The sequence below is a fragment of the Aliidiomarina sp. genome (assembly GCF_047920995.1).
GTDB lineage: Bacteria > Pseudomonadota > Gammaproteobacteria > Enterobacterales > Alteromonadaceae > Aliidiomarina.
In genome coordinates this window covers 86,869-106,187 of sequence record NZ_JBLRWZ010000003.1, presented here as the reverse complement: position 1 = coordinate 106,187, position 19,319 = coordinate 86,869, and the positions used below count along the sequence as shown (strand labels likewise).

The 19,319-nt window shown below is 47.3% G+C and carries 17 protein-coding genes and 1 pseudogene; 16 read left to right on the top strand and 2 right to left on the bottom strand.

What is annotated here, in order from left to right:
* Positions 1-3: 3 nt before the first annotated feature.
* The 13 genes and pseudogenes from ACNA7P_RS01725 (at position 4) to hemB (ending at position 13,406) form a co-directional block, all read left to right on the top strand.
* Positions 4-627: a ubiquinone biosynthesis accessory factor UbiJ gene (locus ACNA7P_RS01725; protein ID WP_416256874.1), complete on the top strand. Its 624-nt coding sequence runs from the start codon at positions 4-6 to the stop codon at positions 625-627.
* Positions 627-2,267: a ubiquinone biosynthesis regulatory protein kinase UbiB gene (ubiB, locus tag ACNA7P_RS01720; protein WP_416256873.1), complete on the top strand. Its 1,641-nt coding sequence runs from the start codon at positions 627-629 to the stop codon at positions 2,265-2,267. The genes ACNA7P_RS01725 and ubiB overlap by 1 nt, the downstream gene beginning before the upstream one ends.
* A gap of 118 nt (positions 2,268-2,385) precedes the next feature.
* A complete protein-coding gene (gene tatA, locus ACNA7P_RS01715; protein ID WP_416256872.1) occupies positions 2,386-2,589 on the top strand; it encodes a twin-arginine translocase TatA/TatE family subunit in 204 nt (67 codons plus the stop codon).
* 38 nt (positions 2,590-2,627) lie between these two features.
* Positions 2,628-3,083 carry a Sec-independent protein translocase protein TatB gene (gene tatB, locus ACNA7P_RS01710; protein ID WP_416256871.1) on the top strand — a complete coding sequence of 152 codons (456 nt, stop codon included), beginning with the start codon at positions 2,628-2,630 and terminating at the stop codon, positions 3,081-3,083.
* Between the two features lie 2 nt (positions 3,084-3,085).
* Positions 3,086-3,820 (top strand): twin-arginine translocase subunit TatC, encoded by a 735-nt coding sequence (gene tatC / locus ACNA7P_RS01705; RefSeq protein ID WP_416256870.1) that lies wholly within the window; start codon positions 3,086-3,088, stop codon positions 3,818-3,820.
* A gap of 22 nt (positions 3,821-3,842) precedes the next feature.
* Entirely contained in the window at positions 3,843-4,529 is a 687-nt protein-coding gene (locus tag ACNA7P_RS01700; protein WP_416256869.1) for a hypothetical protein, read from the top strand.
* 6 nt (positions 4,530-4,535) lie between these two features.
* Positions 4,536-5,336 (top strand): TatD family hydrolase, encoded by an 801-nt coding sequence (locus tag ACNA7P_RS01695; protein ID WP_416256868.1) that lies wholly within the window; start codon positions 4,536-4,538, stop codon positions 5,334-5,336.
* Positions 5,337-5,518: 182 nt separating this feature from the next.
* Positions 5,519-6,487 carry a PstS family phosphate ABC transporter substrate-binding protein gene (locus ACNA7P_RS01690; protein WP_416256867.1) on the top strand — a complete coding sequence of 323 codons (969 nt, stop codon included), beginning with the start codon at positions 5,519-5,521 and terminating at the stop codon, positions 6,485-6,487.
* A gap of 179 nt (positions 6,488-6,666) precedes the next feature.
* On the top strand, positions 6,667-8,955 hold the full coding sequence (locus ACNA7P_RS01685) for an ABC transporter permease subunit (RefSeq protein WP_416256866.1): 2,289 nt from the start codon (positions 6,667-6,669) through the stop codon (positions 8,953-8,955).
* A gap of 20 nt (positions 8,956-8,975) precedes the next feature.
* On the top strand, positions 8,976-10,646 hold the full coding sequence (gene pstA, locus ACNA7P_RS01680) for a phosphate ABC transporter permease PstA (RefSeq protein ID WP_416256865.1): 1,671 nt from the start codon (positions 8,976-8,978) through the stop codon (positions 10,644-10,646).
* A gap of 137 nt (positions 10,647-10,783) precedes the next feature.
* A pseudogene (gene pstB, locus ACNA7P_RS01675) lies at positions 10,784-11,527 on the top strand (phosphate ABC transporter ATP-binding protein PstB); the annotation flags it as partial.
* An 18-nt stretch (positions 11,528-11,545) separates the two neighbouring features.
* Complete coding sequence (phoU, locus tag ACNA7P_RS01670; protein WP_416256864.1) at positions 11,546-12,256, top strand: phosphate signaling complex protein PhoU; 711 nt, start codon at positions 11,546-11,548, stop codon at positions 12,254-12,256.
* A gap of 151 nt (positions 12,257-12,407) precedes the next feature.
* Entirely contained in the window at positions 12,408-13,406 is a 999-nt protein-coding gene (hemB, locus tag ACNA7P_RS01665) for a porphobilinogen synthase (protein WP_416256863.1), read from the top strand.
* A gap of 1 nt (position 13,407) precedes the next feature.
* Here hemB and ACNA7P_RS01660 read toward each other — a convergent pair whose 3' ends face one another.
* Both ACNA7P_RS01660 and rhlB read right to left on the bottom strand, forming a co-directional pair.
* Positions 13,408-14,349, bottom strand: coding sequence for a hypothetical protein (locus tag ACNA7P_RS01660; protein WP_416256862.1), 942 nt, complete (start codon positions 14,347-14,349; stop codon positions 13,408-13,410).
* Positions 14,350-14,382: 33 nt separating this feature from the next.
* A complete protein-coding gene (gene rhlB, locus ACNA7P_RS01655; protein WP_416256861.1) occupies positions 14,383-15,639 on the bottom strand; it encodes an ATP-dependent RNA helicase RhlB in 1,257 nt (418 codons plus the stop codon).
* Between the two features lie 98 nt (positions 15,640-15,737).
* Here rhlB and trxA point away from each other — a divergent pair, with 98 nt between their 5' ends.
* From trxA to ubiD, 3 genes are all read left to right on the top strand, one after another.
* Positions 15,738-16,064, top strand: coding sequence for a thioredoxin TrxA (gene trxA / locus ACNA7P_RS01650; RefSeq protein WP_416256860.1), 327 nt, complete (start codon positions 15,738-15,740; stop codon positions 16,062-16,064).
* A 361-nt stretch (positions 16,065-16,425) separates the two neighbouring features.
* On the top strand, positions 16,426-17,688 hold the full coding sequence (gene rho, locus ACNA7P_RS01645) for a transcription termination factor Rho (protein WP_416256859.1): 1,263 nt from the start codon (positions 16,426-16,428) through the stop codon (positions 17,686-17,688).
* Between the two features lie 156 nt (positions 17,689-17,844).
* Positions 17,845-19,317, top strand: coding sequence for a 4-hydroxy-3-polyprenylbenzoate decarboxylase (gene ubiD / locus ACNA7P_RS01640; RefSeq protein WP_416256858.1), 1,473 nt, complete (start codon positions 17,845-17,847; stop codon positions 19,315-19,317).
* Positions 19,318-19,319 lie beyond the last annotated feature (2 nt).

Here is a 19,319-nt window from a genome sequence, read left to right as displayed (position 1 = left end):
GTTATGCAAGTACTTCGCGCTAGTGCTGAACGCACGATTAACTTTGCCCTTGCGAATGATGCAGGGGCAGAGCAGCGCTTGGCTGCAGTGCAAGGTAAAAGCTTTCGTTTAACGGCGAAAGGCTTGCCCGACCCTATTACCATTGTGTTTTTAGCGGACCGAGTAAGCCTTATGGGCCCGCTTTATGAAGCAGTGGATTGCGAAGTAACCGCCGCGTTAGCGGATTTACCAGAGTTAAGTGATGCCAGTAATGTTACGCATATGCTGCAAAGTGGCCGCGTGAGCATTGTGGGAGATCCGGTACTAGCGCAGCAAGCTGCCAATGTATTTACCAAGCTAGATGTAGATTGGGAAGAATTATTGGCAAGCTACCTTGGTGATGTACCCGGCTATTGGGCCAGCCAAGCGATACAAAAGCTTCAGGGCCTGAAACCCAGCACGCAGGCATGGCAAACGCGTGCCAGTGAGTTTTTAACCCAAGAGTATAATGTAGCGGCAAGCCCGCTTAGTATGGCGTTGTTAAGCGATGATGTGAAAGCGTTGGAACGGCGTTTAACGCGGCTAGAGCAGCGCGCGCAGGATTTTGTTAGCGCGCCGCAAAATAACGATAAAAAAGGGTTAGCCTAGTGCGAGCAGTTCGATTTTATAAAATATTAAGCACCCTGTTACAGCACGGTATTGATGAAATGATACCGCGCCGCTGGTTGCCTTGGTATGTGCGGTTTGCTCGGCGCTGCGCCTTTTGGCTACGCAATAAACACACCGATAAGCCCCTTGGTGTGCGCTTACGCTTGGCGCTCGAAACCCTTGGCCCAGTGTATGTAAAGTTGGGGCAGATGCTATCAACGCGGCAAGATTTACTGCACCCGGATATGATTATTCAGCTGGCGATGCTGCAAGATCGGGTACCGCCATTTCCTGGCGAAGAAGCCCAAGCTATTGTTTGTAAAGCGCTTGAACTGAAAGATATTACCGATGTATTTACCGATTTTGCGGTGCAACCGTTAGCCTCAGCATCGATTGCACAAGTGCACACTGCTACCATTAAGCGGCCCGATAACGGTGCATTGCAAGAGGTAGTGGTAAAAGTGCTGCGCCCTGGTATCAACCACACGATCGATGCCGATCTAGAATTAATGGAAGCTGTAGCAAAATTAGCGGCACGTTATTTGCCAGATGGCCGCCGCTTGAAGCCAGTAGAAGTAATAAAAGAGTATCAAAAAACGCTGTATAACGAGTTGAATCTAGACCGTGAAGCGGCAAATGCGATTCAGTTACGCCGTAACTTTACTAATTCTGAGTTGCTCTACATTCCGGAAGTATTTAGTGATTTCACGCGCCATAATGTAATGGTTATGGAGCGTATCTACGGTATACCGATCAACGATATAACTGCCTTGCAGCAACGCGGTATCGATTTAAAAGTGCTAGCTGAACGCGGTGTTGAGGTGTTTTTCACGCAAGTATTTCGCGATAGTTTCTTCCATGCGGATATGCATCCGGGAAATATTTTTGTTGATCCGAAATCCGGCAATAACCCGCGTTACTTCGCCGTTGATTTTGGTATCGTGGGTACCTTAAATAAAGAAGATAAGCGTTATCTTGCCGCTAACTTCATAGCCTTCTTCAATCGCGATTATCGCAAAGTGGCAGAGCTGCATATTGATTCAGGTTGGGTGCCTAGCCACGTAAATGTGGAAGAGTTCGAATCGGCAATTCGTACGGTATGTGAGCCTATTTTTGAGAAGCCTTTAGCCGATATTTCTTTCGCCCATGTGTTGTTGAACTTGTTTAATACGGCGCGCCGCTTTGAAATGGAAGTGCAGCCACAGTTAGTGCTGTTACAAAAAACCTTACTGTACGTAGAGGGCCTTGGAAGGCAGCTATACCCGCAACTTGATTTGTGGAAAACCGCTAAGCCTTTCCTAGAGCGCTGGATGGATGAGCAAATGGGCTGGCGCGCTCTAGTGCGTAACGTGCGCGAGCAAGCGCCGTTTTGGGCCGAGAAACTGCCAGAAATGCCCGGCTTACTGTACGATACACTGCAAGAAGTTCGCCGCGGTAGCCACACGCAAAAAGAATGGGCGGAAAAGTTTATTGAACATCAACGTAAAGCTGCAATTAGCCGTTGGTGGAGTTTGCTAGCGGCCAGCTTAACAGTATCTGCAGCCATGCTGGTGTATGCTAGTGATACGGTGCTGTGGCCTGCAGCTGCCGGTGCCGCGGCGGCATTCAGCTGGCTGCAAGCATGGTTTTGTAAGCCATAGGAATTCGAAAACCATATAAATTCGGGAGCCACAGTAAGTAATGGCCCCATGTTATTACTGGCATATTTTTGGCAAACAAGTTAATCATGAGTTTGCCAATTGGTAAAAGGGGAATGAAATGGGTGGCATAAGTTTTTGGCAAGTACTGGTTATATTAGCGGTTATCGTGCTGTTGTTTGGCGGCAAGCGCTTGCGTAGCTTTGGCTCTGATTTAGGCACTGCAATTAAGGGCTTTAAAAAAGAGATGGATGCAGAGAAGAAAGAAGGCGAAGACAAGCCGCAAATCGATAAGAACGATGATGATGAGCCTACCAAGCACTAATGCAAACGTGCTTATCAGTACAAATTTAGGCGTAGCCAATGTTTGATATCGGATTCTGGGAGTTATTGGTAGTAGCTGCGATTGGCCTGTTTGTGCTGGGGCCAGAGCGGCTGCCGGGCGCTATTCGTTCGCTGCAGCGTACGATTGCGCAGGTGAAATCGTTCGGTAGCAAGATGGAAGCCGAGCTTAACCATGAGCTGCGGGTAAAAGAGTTGCATGAGCATTTAAAGCAAATTGAATCAGCGGCTGATATGGAGAACCTATCTCCAGAACTAAAGCGTTCGCTACAAGAATTAGAAAATGCCGCGGCTTCGGTACGCACTCCTTACGCGGCAAAAGATATGGATAAAGCAGTTGCTGAGCTGGAAGCGGAAGCCGATGGCAGTAGTGTAAGCGATGGCAACGCCACAAATACCGATACGCCAGCTGCTGATACAACAGCGGTTGAGCAAACGAAGCCTACTCATGCTGCTACCGAGAAAAAGGATAAGTAACCATGGAAAGCCAAACAGGGTTACTTGATCATTTGGTAGATCTGCGCAAAACCCTATTGCGTTCATTCGCTGCGGTAGCCCTGATATTTTTATCGCTGATTTATTTCGCTCGGGATCTTTACCGTTTCTTAGCCGAGCCATTAATGGTGCATTTGCCTGAAGGCACCAGCATGATTGCCACCGATGTAGGTGCGCCATTTTTTGCGCCCTTTAAGTTAACCTTAATGGTGGCTGTGTTACTGGCCATTCCCTTTTTATTGCACCAAATTTGGCGTTTTATTGCCCCTGGCTTATATAAGCATGAGCGTAGGCTTATTGCGCCATTGTTGATTAGCAGTAGCTTGCTGTTTTATGCGGGTATTGCCTTTGCGTATTATGTGGTGTTGCCGTTAGCTTTTGGGTTTTTCACCAGCATGGCACCAGAAGGGGTAGCCATCGCCACAGATATCTCCAGCTACCTTGATTTTGTAATGAAGATTTTCTTTGCTTTTGGTATCGCCTTTGAAATCCCTGTAGCAATACTCCTATTATGTTGGAGCGGTGTAGTTACTCCTGCTCAGCTTCGCGCTAAGCGGCCGTATGTGATTGTGATTTTGTTTGTGGTGGGAATGTTGCTTACGCCGCCGGATATTATTTCACAAACGTTACTTGCGGTACCCATGTGGATTCTGTTTGAGTTAGGCGTGTTTTTAGCGCGGTTCTATACGAAAAAAAGCATCACAACCGAAGAGGAATAAACTGATGAATAAGCTATTCAACATGAAATTTAAAGGAGCGGTGGTAGCCCTCGCCTCGGGATTTGTAGTGTTAGCAACGCCGGTAGTGGCGGGGCAAGGTAACTCACAAGCAAATGAGCGAGCTCAAGATGAACATCAACTCGCGCAACAACTCAGAGCCTGTGCGCGCATTAATAGTGCCATTGAGCGGCTCACTTGCTTTGATCAGTTGGTAACAGAGTTACCCGCTGCAGCTAGAGGGCCTGCAGAGCAAGGCCAACGAGGCGCTGGCCAGGGGCGCGGCGCTAATCAACAGATTCCGCCAGGGGCAGCTCGTGGTGAAGAGCGCTCTGAGCGGGCGCAGCAAGAGGCAGAGGAACGAGCAGCAGCCGCGGAAAGGCGTGCCGAGGAAGCAGAACGGCGATTGGCTCAACAACGAGCAGAACAGGCGCAACGGCAAGCTGCGCAACAACAGGCAGAAGAAGAGGCGCGTAAAAACCGACCACCTACTGAAAAAACGTATTACACTATTGCCGAAGTATGGCAAAACCCACGCGGCTTGCAACGAGTGCGTTTAGATAATGGCCAAGTATGGGAACAGATTTCATCAGATGGTAATTTTGCGGTACGCGAAGGCGAGCAGTATTATATTGAACCTGCTCGCTTTGGTGGCTTCTTTCTCGGTACCGATGGCTCAAATAGACGCATGCGCGTTCGGCCTAGTAACTAATCTGCTATGGGGCTTATTGATGTTGGCGTGAACCTCACTGCAGCTTCGCTTCATAAGCGAGCTGCTGAGGTAATTGCAAATGCTAGCGCCGTAGGCGTAACCCGAAATGTAATTATTGGTACCAGTATTGATGCATCCACTGCGGCAGTGCAATTAGCGGAACAATTGCTAGGTTGCATCGCCACCGCTGGAGTGCACCCGCACGATGCTAAATCTGTTAGCGCTGATTTTATTGAGCAATTGCGCAGCTTAGCCCAGCATCCGCAGGTGCGAGCTATTGGTGAATGCGGCCTCGATTATAACCGCAATTTTTCTCCGCCAGATGTGCAACGAAAGGTATTTGCAGCGCAACTTGAGCTTGCAGCAGAGTTGGCAATGCCGGTTTATTTGCACGAACGCGATGCCATTGGTGATCAATTAGCAATTTTAGATCAGTACATTGCACAACTGCCAGCGGTAATTGTGCATTGCTTTACTGGCGATAAAACCGCACTTTCAGCATATCAAGAGCGTGATTGCTATATTGGCATTACCGGTTGGGTATGTGATGAGCGTCGTGGTTTTGATTTGCAGCAAGCGGTGCCGCACATCCATGATAACCGGTTGTTATTAGAAACTGATTCTCCCTATTTAATGCCCCGAACGATTAGGCCAAAGCCGAAAAGCGGTACTAACACACCCGCGAACTTACCGTGGGTATTAGCTAAAGTGGCTGAATTGCGTAAGCAAACTGCGGAAGAATTAACAGCCCTTACCACTACCAATGCGATACGGGTATTTTCGGCTTGGCCGGAGGCAACTAAATAATCGCGATAAAAGGCAGGGGCAGGCAGTTACCTATATTATGAGCTAATTGTTACTTGTAGTTGATTGCGATGTCGCAAACATTGGAAAAACTGCCACTGTCATTTAATTGTCACATTACAGCACTATGATACTTCCAGTTTAATTCGCAATATCTGTGCCTTCTATAGGAACTGGAGAGAGACATGAAGAAGACAATTATAGCAACTCTAACGGCCGCAGTGTTCACTATGAGCGTCTCAGCGTCAGCGAGTGTTGACCCCCGTTTACCTGAGTATCAGCGTGTGTCTGGTGTATCTGGCAACATGAACTCTATCGGTTCAGATACGTTGAATAACTTAATGACGTTGTGGGCTGAAGAGTTCAATAAGTTCTATCCAAATGTAAACGTACAAATTCAAGGTGCTGGCTCATCAACTGCGCCGCCGGCTATCACCGAAGGAACAGCGAACTTCGCACCAATGAGTCGGGCGATGCGCCAATCTGAAATCGAAACTTTTGAAGCGCGCCATGGTTATGCACCATACGCTATGCCAGTGGCTATAGATATGCTGGCGGTATACGTAAATAACGATAACCCAATTGAGTGCTTATCATTGCAACAAGTTGATGCCATTTTCTCTGCTACTCGCCGCGGTGGTTATGAGCAAGATATTACTCGTTGGGGTCAAGTTGGTTTAACTGGTTCATGGGCGAATCGTGATTTCGCTTTGTACAGCCGTAATGCTGTATCTGGCACCTACGGTTACTTTAAAGACAACGCCTTGTTCGGCGGTGATTTCAAATCGAGCATCAATGAGCAGCCTGGCTCCTCTTCTGTAGTACAAGGTGTAACTGAATCATTAAACGGTATTGGTTACTCAGGTATTGGCTACCGTACTTCTGGTGTTCGTGCTATCGCTTTATCTGCAACCGAAGGCGGCGAGTGTTTCGAACCAACAGCAGAGAATGCTGCTACCGGCAATTATCCACTCGCCCGTTACTTGTACGTGTATGTAAACAAGCACCCAAATCGTGATTTCGATCCAATGACGCGCGAATTCGTAAAAATGCTGTACTCAAAAGTAGGCCAAGAAGTTGTTGACCGTGACGGTTACGTGCCATTGCCTGAATCATTGGCAGCGCGTATTCGCGGTGAATTGAACGTGCAATAACTGGATGATGTTATGCACCATAAAAGAGGCACAAAACGTGCCTCTTTTTGTATTTAATAGACAAAGGAAATATGACAAATATGTGACGTTTTTATGTTGCTGTCATATTGCTGTCACAATAGTTGACTATATTTGCGTTCAAGATATCCATCTATCTGCCACAATGAGACTTTCGTATCATGACAGATTTTACTGCTAGCTCACTGCGCCCTACGCGTGAGTCCCGATTGCCGAATTCGGAGTTGCGCGCCAAGCGTCGCCGTATTCGGATGTTTAAAAATGGTTTCTCGCGCTGGGGAATTACTGCTGCCGGATTCGGTGTGGTGTTATCATTAGCAACGATATTTATTTACCTGTTTTATGAGGTAATGCCGATTTTTAAAGGTGCTGAGGTTACTCATGAAACAACCTTCCAGCTGCCTGGTGAATCACCCTCCTTACACCTCACTATAGAGCGTTACCAAGAGCTGGGCCTCAATTTTGATGCGGGCGGCCAGGTTACCTTCTTTGCGCTTGATTCCGGTCAGGTGCGTTATCAAGACCAAGTTACTGGCAACGAAGGTGCCGCTATTAGCACCTTTGCGAAAGGTGAAGATATTGGTGGATTGGTTGGTTTTGCCTATACCGACGGTAGTGTTACTTTAGCCCGCGCAGAATACCAAATAACTTTTCCAGACGATCAGCGTTTAATTACGCCATCTATTGCTCGCCCCTATGGCAACGAGCCTATTCAACTTGATCCTGAAGGGCGGCCAATTACGCTGATGAGCCTACAAGAAAGCACTCGCGGCGCTCGCTCGGCGATGTTGGTAGGCTATACCGATGATGGCCGTTATGTTACGGCGCGCCTTACAACGCGGGAAAACCTCTTTACTGGCGAAGTTGAAACCCAGATATCCCGTGGCATTCTTCCTGAGTTGCCAGCTGCTCCCGTGGGCATTTTGGTTGATAAAGAAATGCGCAGCGTGTTTGTGGCGGATACTGCCGGCTATCTGCACTACATTGATATTCGCAACCCTCGTGAACCTGAATTAGTACATAGCATTAGAGCGGCAGAAGGTGAATATGTTACTGCCATGGATTTTCTAGTGGGTTCAGTATCGATTATCGTGGGTACCGATAAGGGAACACTAAGTCAGTGGTTCTTGGTGCGCGATGATGAGAACAACCGCGTACTCGTTCGTATTCGTGATTTCAAATCGCATCAGGCTGCTATTACGCATATTGCCCCCGAACATACACGGAAAGGGTTTCTTGTTGGTGATGCTAAGGGCAGCATTGGTGTGCACTACGGCACGTCTGCCCGTACTTTATTGCAACAGCAGTTGCTGGATGAACCGGTACAAGGTATCGCTTTATCGCCCGTTAATCGTCGCATAATGGTATTGGATAAGAGCAACCAGTTGCACGTAAACGAACTGTGGAACCGTCATCCGCAAATCTCGTTCTCAGCGATGTGGAACAAGGTTTGGTACGAGGGGCGCACTGATCCAGAATATATTTGGCAATCATCGTCGGCCAGTGATGAATTTGAATCTAAATTCAGCTTAGTGCCTCTATCGATTGGTACGTTAAAAGCGGCGTTCTTTGCCATGTTGTTCGCGATGCCTTTGGCCATTATGGGTGCTATCTACACGGCTTACTTCATGACGCCGAAACTGCGTGGCATGGTGAAGCCCACTATCGAAATCATGGAAGCCTTGCCTACGGTTATTTTGGGCTTCTTAGCTGGCTTATGGTTGGCACCATTTATGGAAAATAACCTGCCGGCAGTATTCTCGTTGCTCATTGGGATGCCCATCGTTATGTTACTGATGGCGTTTCTGTGGCGCTATCTTCCTGTAATGCTGCGCAACCGCGTTCCAGATGGCTGGGAAGCCGCCATTCTAGTGCCAGTTGTGCTGGTTTTTGGCTGGAGCATGGTAACCCTTAGCCCCTACGTTGAAATTTGGTTCTTCGATGGCAGCATGCGGCAATGGTTTACCGATAACGGCATTACCTACGATCAACGCAACGCCATGGTGGTTGGTGTAGCGATGGGCTTTGCCGTTATTCCTACTATCTACTCTATTGCTGAAGATGCAGTGTTCAACGTGCCACGGCATTTAACCCAAGGCTCATTGGCACTTGGGGCTACGCCATGGCAAACCGTGCTAGGTGTGGTTATCCCCACTGCCAGCCCCGGTATCTTCTCTGCGATTATGATTGGCTTCGGCCGGGCGGTAGGTGAAACCATGATTGTATTAATGGCAACGGGTAATAGCCCTATCGTGAACTTCAATATCTTTGAAGGTATGCGCACCTTGTCGGCCAACATTGCAGTGGAGTTGCCAGAAACTGCTGTGGGCAGCACGCACTTTAGAATTTTGTTCTTAGCCGCACTAGTGCTACTTACCTTCACCTTTATTCTAAACACTATCGCTGAAGTGGTTCGTCAGCGATTACGTAAACGTTACAGCAGCCTGTAATTACAAGGGGTAGATAAACGATGAAACAATGGTTTAGAAGCGGTACACCTTGGATTTGGTTAACCGGCGGTGCGGTAACTATTAGTATTGTGATGGTGGTTGGGCTTCTCAGCTTGATCGCCGTGCGCGGCCTCAGCCATTTTTGGCCCGGTAATGTAGCCGAAGTGGAAATCACCAACTTTCGCACTGGCGAAGTAAGTTCGGTAATGGGCGAGATAGTGCGCAGTGAAACGATCACTGCCACTTTGGCCCGAGAAGGCGGTAATCCAATCGATGAAGACCAAGATTTGGTAACGCGGTACTTGTTCAAGCAAGGCAACCGGGATCAACTCGGTACCGATTTTGTGTGGCACTTTGGTAATACCATGCAAACGGTGAATTACCCGAAAGGCGCATTTGTGGTTGAGCGCCGAGAGTGGGGAAATTTCTATGGTTTTCCAGTTGCTTTAATGACCGATGGGTTAGTAACGGTAACAGCCGATGAAGAAGCGTTTCCTGAGCAATTGTCGGTAGCGCTAGAACGTGCAATATCGCGTGCTAATGAGCAGCGCCAAATTGAACGCCGGGAAGTAGGGCGCATTAACACAGCAATGGAGCGCATTCGCTTGGAACTGCGCGGCATGGAATTGCAGGGCTTAGATGAAGCTCAGGTTGCTGCGCGCCGCGCGGAGTTGGATCAGCAAACTGCTGCGTTAGATGCTGAATACGATGTGCTGCGGCAACAAATGGACGCGTTGCAGCAGGAGCGTCGCCGCGATGCGTTGGTGATGCGCATGACCGATGGACGCGAAGTAACTCTAAACCTGAGCACCATCATTGCTATTACTCAGCCGAATGATATGTCGTTGATGGCTAAGTTTGGTCAGTATTTTGCCAAAATCTGGGAGTTTCTAACTACCGAACCGCGGGAAGCGAATACTGAAGGCGGTATTTTCCCAGCTATATTCGGCACCATTACCATGGTGTTTATTATGTCGATTATGGTAACGCCTTTCGGTATTTTGGCCGCCATATACTTGCGCGAATACGCCAAGCAGGGGCCGCTTACCCGTATCATCCGTATCAGCGTGTATAACCTTGCTGGCGTACCATCTATTGTATTTGGGGTGTTTGGTTTAGGGTTCTTCGTTTATTTCCTTGGTGGTAACATCGATCGGATATTCTACGAAGCAGCGTTGCCTTCACCTACCTATGGTACCCCAGGTTTATTCTGGGCGTCTTTAACCTTAGCCTTACTTACTTTGCCGGTGGTAATCGTATCTACCGAAGAAGGTTTAGCCCGGATTCCAAGTACCGTGCGGCAGGGTTCGCTGGCGCTTGGGGCAACGAAATCAGAAACCTTATGGCGTGTGGTAGTGCCGTTGGCAACGCCGGGAATGATGACAGGGTTAATTCTTGCCATTGCGCGTGCGGCCGGTGAAGTAGCGCCACTAATGTTGGTAGGTGTGGTGAAGCTGGCGCCAAACTTGCCAGTAGATGGCGAGTTCCCTTTCATTCACTTAGAGCGGAAGATTATGCACTTAGGCTTCCATATTTTTGATGTGGGCTTCCAAAGCCCGAACGTTGAAGCCTCAAGGCCTTTGGTTTACGCAACCGCCTTAGTTTTAGTGCTGTTGATTGTGATGTTGAATCTAACCGCAATTAGTATCCGCAACCGTTTGCGTGAAAAGTATCGCAGTGACTCGGATTAATCCGAGTTGCCGAATCGCTGCAATGAATTCAACTTGAGAGCAAAGTGAATACTATGGAAAAACAAACTGAAAAGCTAACCATTAAAACCCATTTGTCGGCGCCGAGTGAAGTAGATATCAATAGCTTGCCGAGCAAATTGGAAGTGAAAAATCTACGCTTATCGTACGGCAAAGACGAGGCGTTGAAGGGGATTGATCTAGTAATTCCTGAAAAGAGAGTAACCGCTTTTATCGGGCCTTCGGGTTGCGGTAAATCAACCTTGTTACGCTGCTTTAATCGGATGAATGATTTGGTGGATAGCTGCACCATTACCGGTGAGATTTTGTTGGATGGCGATAATATTTATAAGCCTGGTGTAGATGTAGCCGAGTTGCGCCGGCAAATCGGTATGGTGTTCCAGAAGCCGAACCCATTCCCGAAATCGATATACGAAAACGTGGCTTATGGGTTGCGTTTGCAAGGTGTAAATGATCGCCGCACCCTAGATGAAGTAGTTGAACAATCGCTGCGTGGCGCTGCCTTATGGGATGAAGTGAAAGATCGCTTAAACGACAATGCCTTTGGTTTGTCTGGTGGTCAGCAGCAGCGTTTGGTGATTGCGCGTGCCATTGCCATTGAGCCTGAAGTATTACTGCTAGATGAACCAGCATCCGCTTTGGACCCGATTTCAACGCTGAAAATTGAAGAGTTAATTAACGATCTCAAAGAGCAATACACCATTGTGATCGTTACCCACAATATGCAACAGGCAGCAAGGGTTTCAGACCAAACAGCCTTCTTGTATATGGGTGAATTGATAGAGTACGCCGACACCAATACGTTGTTTACCACGCCGGCGAAAAAACAAACTGAAGATTACATTACCGGACGCTACGGTTAAGCGCGATAGAGGTGAGTTATGGAAAATAAAGGCAAACACATTTCCGAACAGTTCGACAACGAACTAAAAAGCGTTCGTAACGCGGTGCTTTCGATGGGTGGCATGGTTGAGAAGCAGCTAACCGATGCATTGCTGGCGATTGAGAGCAATGATGGCGAATTAGCCGATGCGGTGCTTTCAAACGACAAGAAGATCAATTCATTGGAGATGGATATTGATGGCGCTTGCACACGCATTATTGCCAAACGCCAGCCAACGGCCAGTGATTTACGTTTGATTGTGGCAACTTTAAAAACGATTGCCGATCTGGAACGCATTGGTGATGAAGTAAAACGCTTAGCCAGAGTGGCAAAAGAGAGTTTCAGTAGCGATCAGAAACATTTATTGGTGAGTTTAGAAAACTTGGGGCAGTTGGTAATTCATATGTTGCGCCAAGCCTTAGATGCCTTCGCGCGTATGGATGGCGAGGCGGCGTTTGAAGTGCACAAGGCAGATGGCAATATCGATCGCCAGTATGAGGCTATGATGCGGCAGTTAATGACCTATATGATGGAGGATCCGCGCAGTATTCCGAAGATTATGGATGTGGTGTGGTCGGCTCGCTCTTTGGAGCGTATCGGGGATCGTTGTCAAAATATTGCCGAATACATCATTTATAATGTGTACGGTAAAGACGTACGCCATATGTCGAGTGAGAACATGGCAGACACGGTGCAGCGCAAGCGCTAAGCAAATAAACCACCATTACTGTACATGCATTACGTGTATTCGGAACTAGCTCGGTTTACAATAGCAATGAAATTATTGTTTCGTGCCTAGCGCGGATTGTGGTTTTATTGTTTGTGTTGTTTCGCAAGCATGTTGTTCATGGAGATATGGTATGTACCCCTACGGTGGTTTCCCGATTCGGCGTTTACGCCGCTTGCGTAAGCACGATTTTAGCCGGCGCTTAGTAGCTGAACATCAGCTTTCTGTAGCTGATTTAATTTATCCGATGTTCGTATTACCTGGCGAAGGCCAGCGTGAAGCGATTGCTTCAATGCCGGGTATCGAGAGGCTTTCGATAGATTTGCTGGTTGCTGAAGCAAAAGCAGTGCATGCGTTGGGTATTCCAATGATCGCGCTGTTTCCGGTTACTCCTGCTAAGGCGAAATCGCTGATGGCAGAGGAAGCCTACAATCCAGATGGCTTGGCGCAAGAAGCGGTGCGCGCAGTTAAAGCGGCAGTGCCAGAACTAGGCGTAATGACGGATATTGCCCTTGATCCATTCACTAGCCATGGCCAAGACGGCATTATTGATGACGATGGTTATGTGCTCAATGACATCACCACGGAAATACTAAAATTACAGGCGATTTCCCACGCTGAGGCCGGCGCTGATGTGGTGGCACCTTCCGATATGATGGATGGCCGCATTGGTGCTATTCGTGAAGCGTTAGAAATGGCGGGCCATGTGAATGTACAAATTATGGCGTACTCGGCTAAGTATGCTTCTCACTACTACGGCCCATTCCGTGATGCGGTAGGTTCAGCTGGCAATTTAAAAGGTGCTGATAAGAAAACTTACCAAATGGACCCCGCCAACTCAGACGAGGCATTGCATGAGGTAGCTCTTGATATTGAAGAGGGAGCCGATATGGTGATGGTGAAGCCGGGCATGCCATACCTAGATGTAGTGCGCCGCGTGAAAGACACCTTCAAAGTACCTACGTTTGCCTACCAAGTTAGCGGTGAATATGCGATGCATATGGCGGCAATTGAAAATGGTTGGCTTGGCGAAGAGGTAATCCATGAATCACTGTTAGCCTTCAAACGCGCTGGCGCCGATGGCATTCTTACCTATTTCGCTAAGCGCGTAGCGCAGGATTTGGCTAAGTAAATTAGCTTTTAAACATACCCGTGAAGGGCTTTTGCAACCGCTGCTCTAGCAATGCAAAAATAAGCCCTTCGCGAAGCGCTCCTTCGGTGGCTTCAAGGCTATCAATCTGCAGTGCTCGGAAAAGGCCGATCAGTATACATAAACCGGAAATAAAGGTTGGTTGGCGGCTGCTTAGTAATCCTCGGATATCCAATTCAGTGATATTGGTAAACTGTAATGATTCTTCTAGCAACTCTTCAAGCCAAGGTAATGTGATTAGCCCAGCCATTTTTCGAGCGAAGGCTACTTCTTGTAGTGCCTTAAAGGTTCCTGATGCACCCAGAACAACATCCCAACCATGCTCGCGATAAAGCGGCGCATGTTCAGCAGTAATACTTGTTACCTCAGCAATTGCATCGCTACAACCTTGCTCGCTAATGAGTTGGTTTGGGAAAAAACGAGTATTCCAAGTTACACAACCAAAATCTAAACTGCGTAATAGCTGAGGCTGAAAATCTTGCCCTAACGCTAGCTCGGTACTGGCTCCGCCTATATCGATCGCTAGCAACCGGCCATTATGGGCGGTGGTATGTGCAATACCTTGGAATATTGTAGCAGCCTCTTCCTCACCACTAATTACCCGCAAGGGGTGGCCTAAGGTTTGCTGAATTTGTGCCAGAAAAGGATCGTTCGAATTGATTTTTCTCAGTGTAGCGGTGCCCACGGCGGTAATATTCTCTGCGGGAATGCCTTTTACTTGTTCGGCAAAAATCGCTAAGCAATCGAGGGCACGAACACGGGCGCTTGCTGAGAGGCCACCATTGTTGGTTAAGCCACTCGCCAAACGCACTTTACGACGTGTTTTTGATACCACTTCAATAGAACCTGCTACTACGCGAACTACCAACATATGAAAGCTATTAGAGCCTAAATCGATAGCGGCGTAGTAATCGGTTGAACGCATTAGCACTGTTCCTTCATTGCGCGAGCGCGGTTGTTAGCTGCGGCGCTGGCGTGGGCCAGAACTGCGCCGGTTACCGCCCTGTGGGCGGCGTTTCTGCGGAATGTGTGGGCGTTTTAAATCGCTTAACAATGCCTCAGAATCATACTTAGTAACCGGAATTTCGTGCTGAATATAAGCTTCGATTGCCGGTAAGTTATACACGTATTCTTCACATGCAAAACTAATGGCTTTGCCGCTAGCGCCAGCCCGGCCAGTTCTGCCAATACGGTGCACGTAATCTTCGCAATCGTCTGGTAAATCGTAGTTAAATACATGACTAACCGCTGGAATATGCAAACCACGTGCGGCCACATCGGTAGCAACGAGAATATCGAGTTTACCTGAGGTGAAATCTTCTAAGATTTTTAACCGCTTACGCTGAGGCACATCACCCGTGAGTAAGCCAACTCGATGTTTATCAGCTAATAACCAGTGATATACGTAACTGCAGCCATGCTTAGTGTTACTAAACACAATAGCTTTATCGGGCCAATCTTCTTCCATGAGCGAAAGCAGTAATTTAATTTTCTCTGGCTTGGAAGGATAAAATAACTCTTCCTCAATGCGTGCACCGGTCATTTGCTCTGGCTCGATCTCTACGCTTGTAGGATCGTTCATTTGCTCGTAAGCAAGCTCACGTACGCGGAACGAAAGCGTTGCTGAGAAGAGTAAATTCAAACGCTCTTCAGCAGGAGGCATAGCCCGCAGCATGTAACGAACATCATCGATAAAACCAAGATCGTACATACGATCGGCTTCATCAAGCACTACTACATCGATATTATTAAGTTTGTAAGCGCCTTGCTTGAAGTAATCAATTAAACGGCCACAGGTACCGATGAGTACATCAACACCCTCTTGTAATTCTGCTCGCTGCGATTCATAGCCTTCACCACCGTACACTACAGCCATTTTTAGGCCACAGCTGGCGGCAATTTTTTCAGCATCGTTAGCGATCTGAACGGCAAGTTCCCGCGTAGGTGCCATAACGAGAGCGCGAGGCTGTGTTTCACCGGGTACTCGTTGCGGTTGAATCATTAAATGGTTGAATAATGCGACGAGAAAAGCGATAGTTTTCCCGGTGCCGGTTTGTGCTTGACCGGCCACATCTTTGCCCTGTACAGCAATAGGCAAGCTCATTGCTTGAATTGGTGTACAGTACTCATAGCCGATTTGATTGAGGGCATCTAGCACTTTAGGATGCAATCCGAGCTCGGCAAACTTGGTTTCAGTTAAATGTTTTTTACTCATAAGTCGCAAGTTTAACAGGTTTAGACTTGCATTAAAAAACAGAATATAATGCAATGCGTTAAAAGATACCCACGAATGCAACCAATTGGAGATGCAACATGAGTGATAATATTGTTCAGCTAAGCGACGGCAGCTTTGAAGCAGACGTACTAAACGCTGATCAACCAGTTTTGGTCGACTTCTGGGCCGAATGGTGTGGACCATGTAAAATGATCGCGCCAATCTTAGATGAAGTGGCAGCAGAATACTCCGGTAAGTTGAAAGTTGGCAAGCTGAATGTAGATCATAACAACGAAACACCTCCTAAATACGGTATCCGTGGTATTCCTACCCTGCTACTGTTCAAGAATGGTGAAGTGGTTGGCACTAAAGTTGGTGCAATGTCGAAAACTCAACTTGCTGAGTTCTTAAACGAACACGTTTAAGCCTGAGTAAACAAACAGTTCTGAACGCTTTTGCGCGAAAATATATAAGTATTCGCGCAGAGGCGTTTAAAAACTGGACGATTTTTAGTTTTAGTGTTAAATTTATTTCGCAGCGTTTGAGTTCCTATCTAGCTGCCGTTTGTAAACAAACCTGTTACAAACTTGAAATCCGAATTTTGAAATATCAATACGAGCAGATTAACCAACGCAACCTAGTCGTGAGAGCGTATCCTTTAACGCACGATTCTGAGTGCATGGTCTGAATAACCAGCGTACTAAGGCACGTGTAAAAAGGTCGGTGTATCCGAACCTACTTAGAGCTGGTTGCCCACATCCCAAAACCTAGATAAACCTACCTACTATGAATCTAACCGAATTAAAGAATAAGCCTGTAAATGAACTGGTAAACCTCGCCGCCGAAATGGGCTTGGATAATATGGCGCGCTTGCGCAAGCAAGACATCATCTTTGCAATTTTAAAAGCGCACTCGAAGAGTGGCGAAGATATTTTTGGCGATGGTGCACTCGAAATTCTGCAGGACGGCTTCGGCTTTTTACGTTCGGCAGATTCGTCTTATTTAGCTGGGCCAGATGATATTTATGTATCGCCAAGCCAAATACGCCGATTTAACTTGCGTACGGGTGATACTGTAGCCGGTAAAATTCGCCCACCGAAAGAAGGTGAGCGGTACTTTGCACTACTTAAAATCCGCGAAGTAAACTTCGATAAGCCAGAGAACTCGCGCAATAAAATATTGTTCGAAAACTTAACTCCGTTACATGCAAATGAGCGTTTGCGCATGGAGCGTGGTAATGGTTCTACCGAAGATATTACCGCCCGTATTTTAGATTTAGCCTCGCCAATTGGTAAAGGGCAACGTGGTTTGATTGTTGCACCGCCAAAGGCTGGTAAAACCCTATTATTACAGAACATTGCACAATCAATTGCGGCGAACCACCCAGATTGTGAGCTGATGGTATTGCTAATCGATGAACGCCCAGAAGAAGTAACAGATATGCATCGTTTGGTAAAAGGTGAAGTAATTGCTTCAACCTTTGATGAGCCGGCGAGCCGTCACGTGCAAGTAGCGGAAATGGTAATCGAGAAAGCGAAGCGCTTAGTTGAACACAAGAAAGACGTAGTGATTTTGCTGGATTCTATTACTCGTTTAGCGCGAGCTTATAACACTGTAATTCCTAGCTCAGGCAAGGTATTAACTGGTGGTGTAGATGCCAACGCACTGCATAAACCAAAGCGTTTCTTTGGTGCTGCACGAAATGTAGAAGAGGGTGGTTCTTTAACCATTATTGCAACTGCGTTAATCGACACTGGTTCGAAAATGGACGAAGTAATCTATGAAGAATTTAAGGGCACCGGTAACATGGAGTTGCACTTAAATCGGAAAATTGCTGAGAAGCGTGTATTCCCAGCTATCGATTACAACCGCTCAGGTACGCGTCGTGAAGAGTTACTTACTTCACCAGAAGAACTACAAAAAATGTGGATCTTGCGGAAAATTGTGCACCCAATGGGTGAAATTGAAGCAATGGAATTCCTCATCGATAAATTATCGATGACCAAAACCAACGATGAGTTCTTTGAATCGATGAAGCGTTCTAAGTAGTATTTCGGAACGAGCAAAAAACCCGCTGCGGCGGGTTTTTTAATTATTGAGATCCCTTTCATAGTTAGCACCGTTCTTAACTGCGCACCCTACATCTACATTGGCTGCAGCAAAACTGATATACTTCATTCACTTTTAACCGAATTGGCAGTACGCATGAAATATCGTGATTTACGGGATTTTATTGCCCAACTTGAAGAACGCGGCGAATTAAAGCGTATCACTCAAGAAATAGACCCCTATTTGGAAATGACCGAAATTGCCGACCGCACTTTGAAAGCGGGCGGGCCTGCGCTGTTATTTGAAAACCCCAAAGGCCATAGTATTCCTGTATTGGCCAACTTGTTTGGCACGCCAGAGCGTGTGGCTATGGGCATGGGCCAAAATGATGTAGCTGCTTTGCGAGAAGTGGGTAAGTTACTTGCATATCTGAAGGAGCCAGAGCCACCTGCTGGCTTTAAAGATGCTATGAGCAAGCTACCGCTGCTGAAAAAAGTGCTGAGTATGGCGCCAAAACAGTTAAAGAACGCGCCGTGCCAAGAAGTAGTAATGAGTGGCGATGAGATAGATTTAAATCAGATTCCAATTCAACATTGCTGGCCAGGCGATGTAGCGCCATTGGTAACGTGGGGCTTAACGGTAACTAAAGGGCCGCATAAGAAGCGCCAGAATCTCGGTATTTATCGGCAGCAGCTTATAGGCAAGAATAAATTAATTATGCGCTGGCTTAGCCACCGCGGTGGTGCCTTAGATTTCCGTGAATTTTGCCAACAGAATCCAGGCGAACGCTTTCCTGTAGCGGTAGCGCTAGGCGCCGACCCGGCAACTATTTTGGGTGCGGTTACCCCGGTACCTGATACGCTTTCTGAATATGCATTTGCTGGTTTACTGCGCGATAGTAAAACCGAAGTGGTAAAATGCGTGAGTAATGATTTACAAGTGCCTGCTCATGCTGAGTTTGTGCTGGAAGGTTATATTGAGCCGGGTGAAATGGCAGCTGAAGGGCCATACGGCGATCATACCGGTTACTACAATGAAGTAGATGAGTTCCCTGTATTTACGGTAACGCATATTACTCACCGTAAAAATCCGATTTATCACAGCACCTATACTGGGCGGCCGCCAGATGAGCCAGCAATTTTGGGTGTGGCATTAAATGAAGTGTTTGTGCCCATTTTGCAGAAGCAATTCCCGGAAATTGTTGATTTTTATTTGCCACCGGAAGGCTGCTCGTACCGTATGGCTGTGGTAACGATGAAGAAATCTTACCCAGGCCACGCGAAGCGAGTAATGCTTGGTGTATGGAGCTTCTTGCGCCAGTTTATGTACACAAAGTTTGTGATTGTATGCGATGACGATGTAAATGCGCGAGATTGGAAAGATGTGATTTGGGCGATTACTACTCGTATGGACCCCGCCCGAGACACAGTAATGATTGAAAATACACCGATCGATTATCTTGATTTTGCATCACCAGTATCAGGTTTAGGCTCGAAAATGGGCCTAGATGCCACCAACAAGTGGCCTGGTGAAACAAATCGCGAGTGGGGCACACCCATCGTAATGGATAGCGCTGTGAAAGAGCGTATCGATACCCTGTGGGATGAACTAGGAATTCTGGATTCGTAACC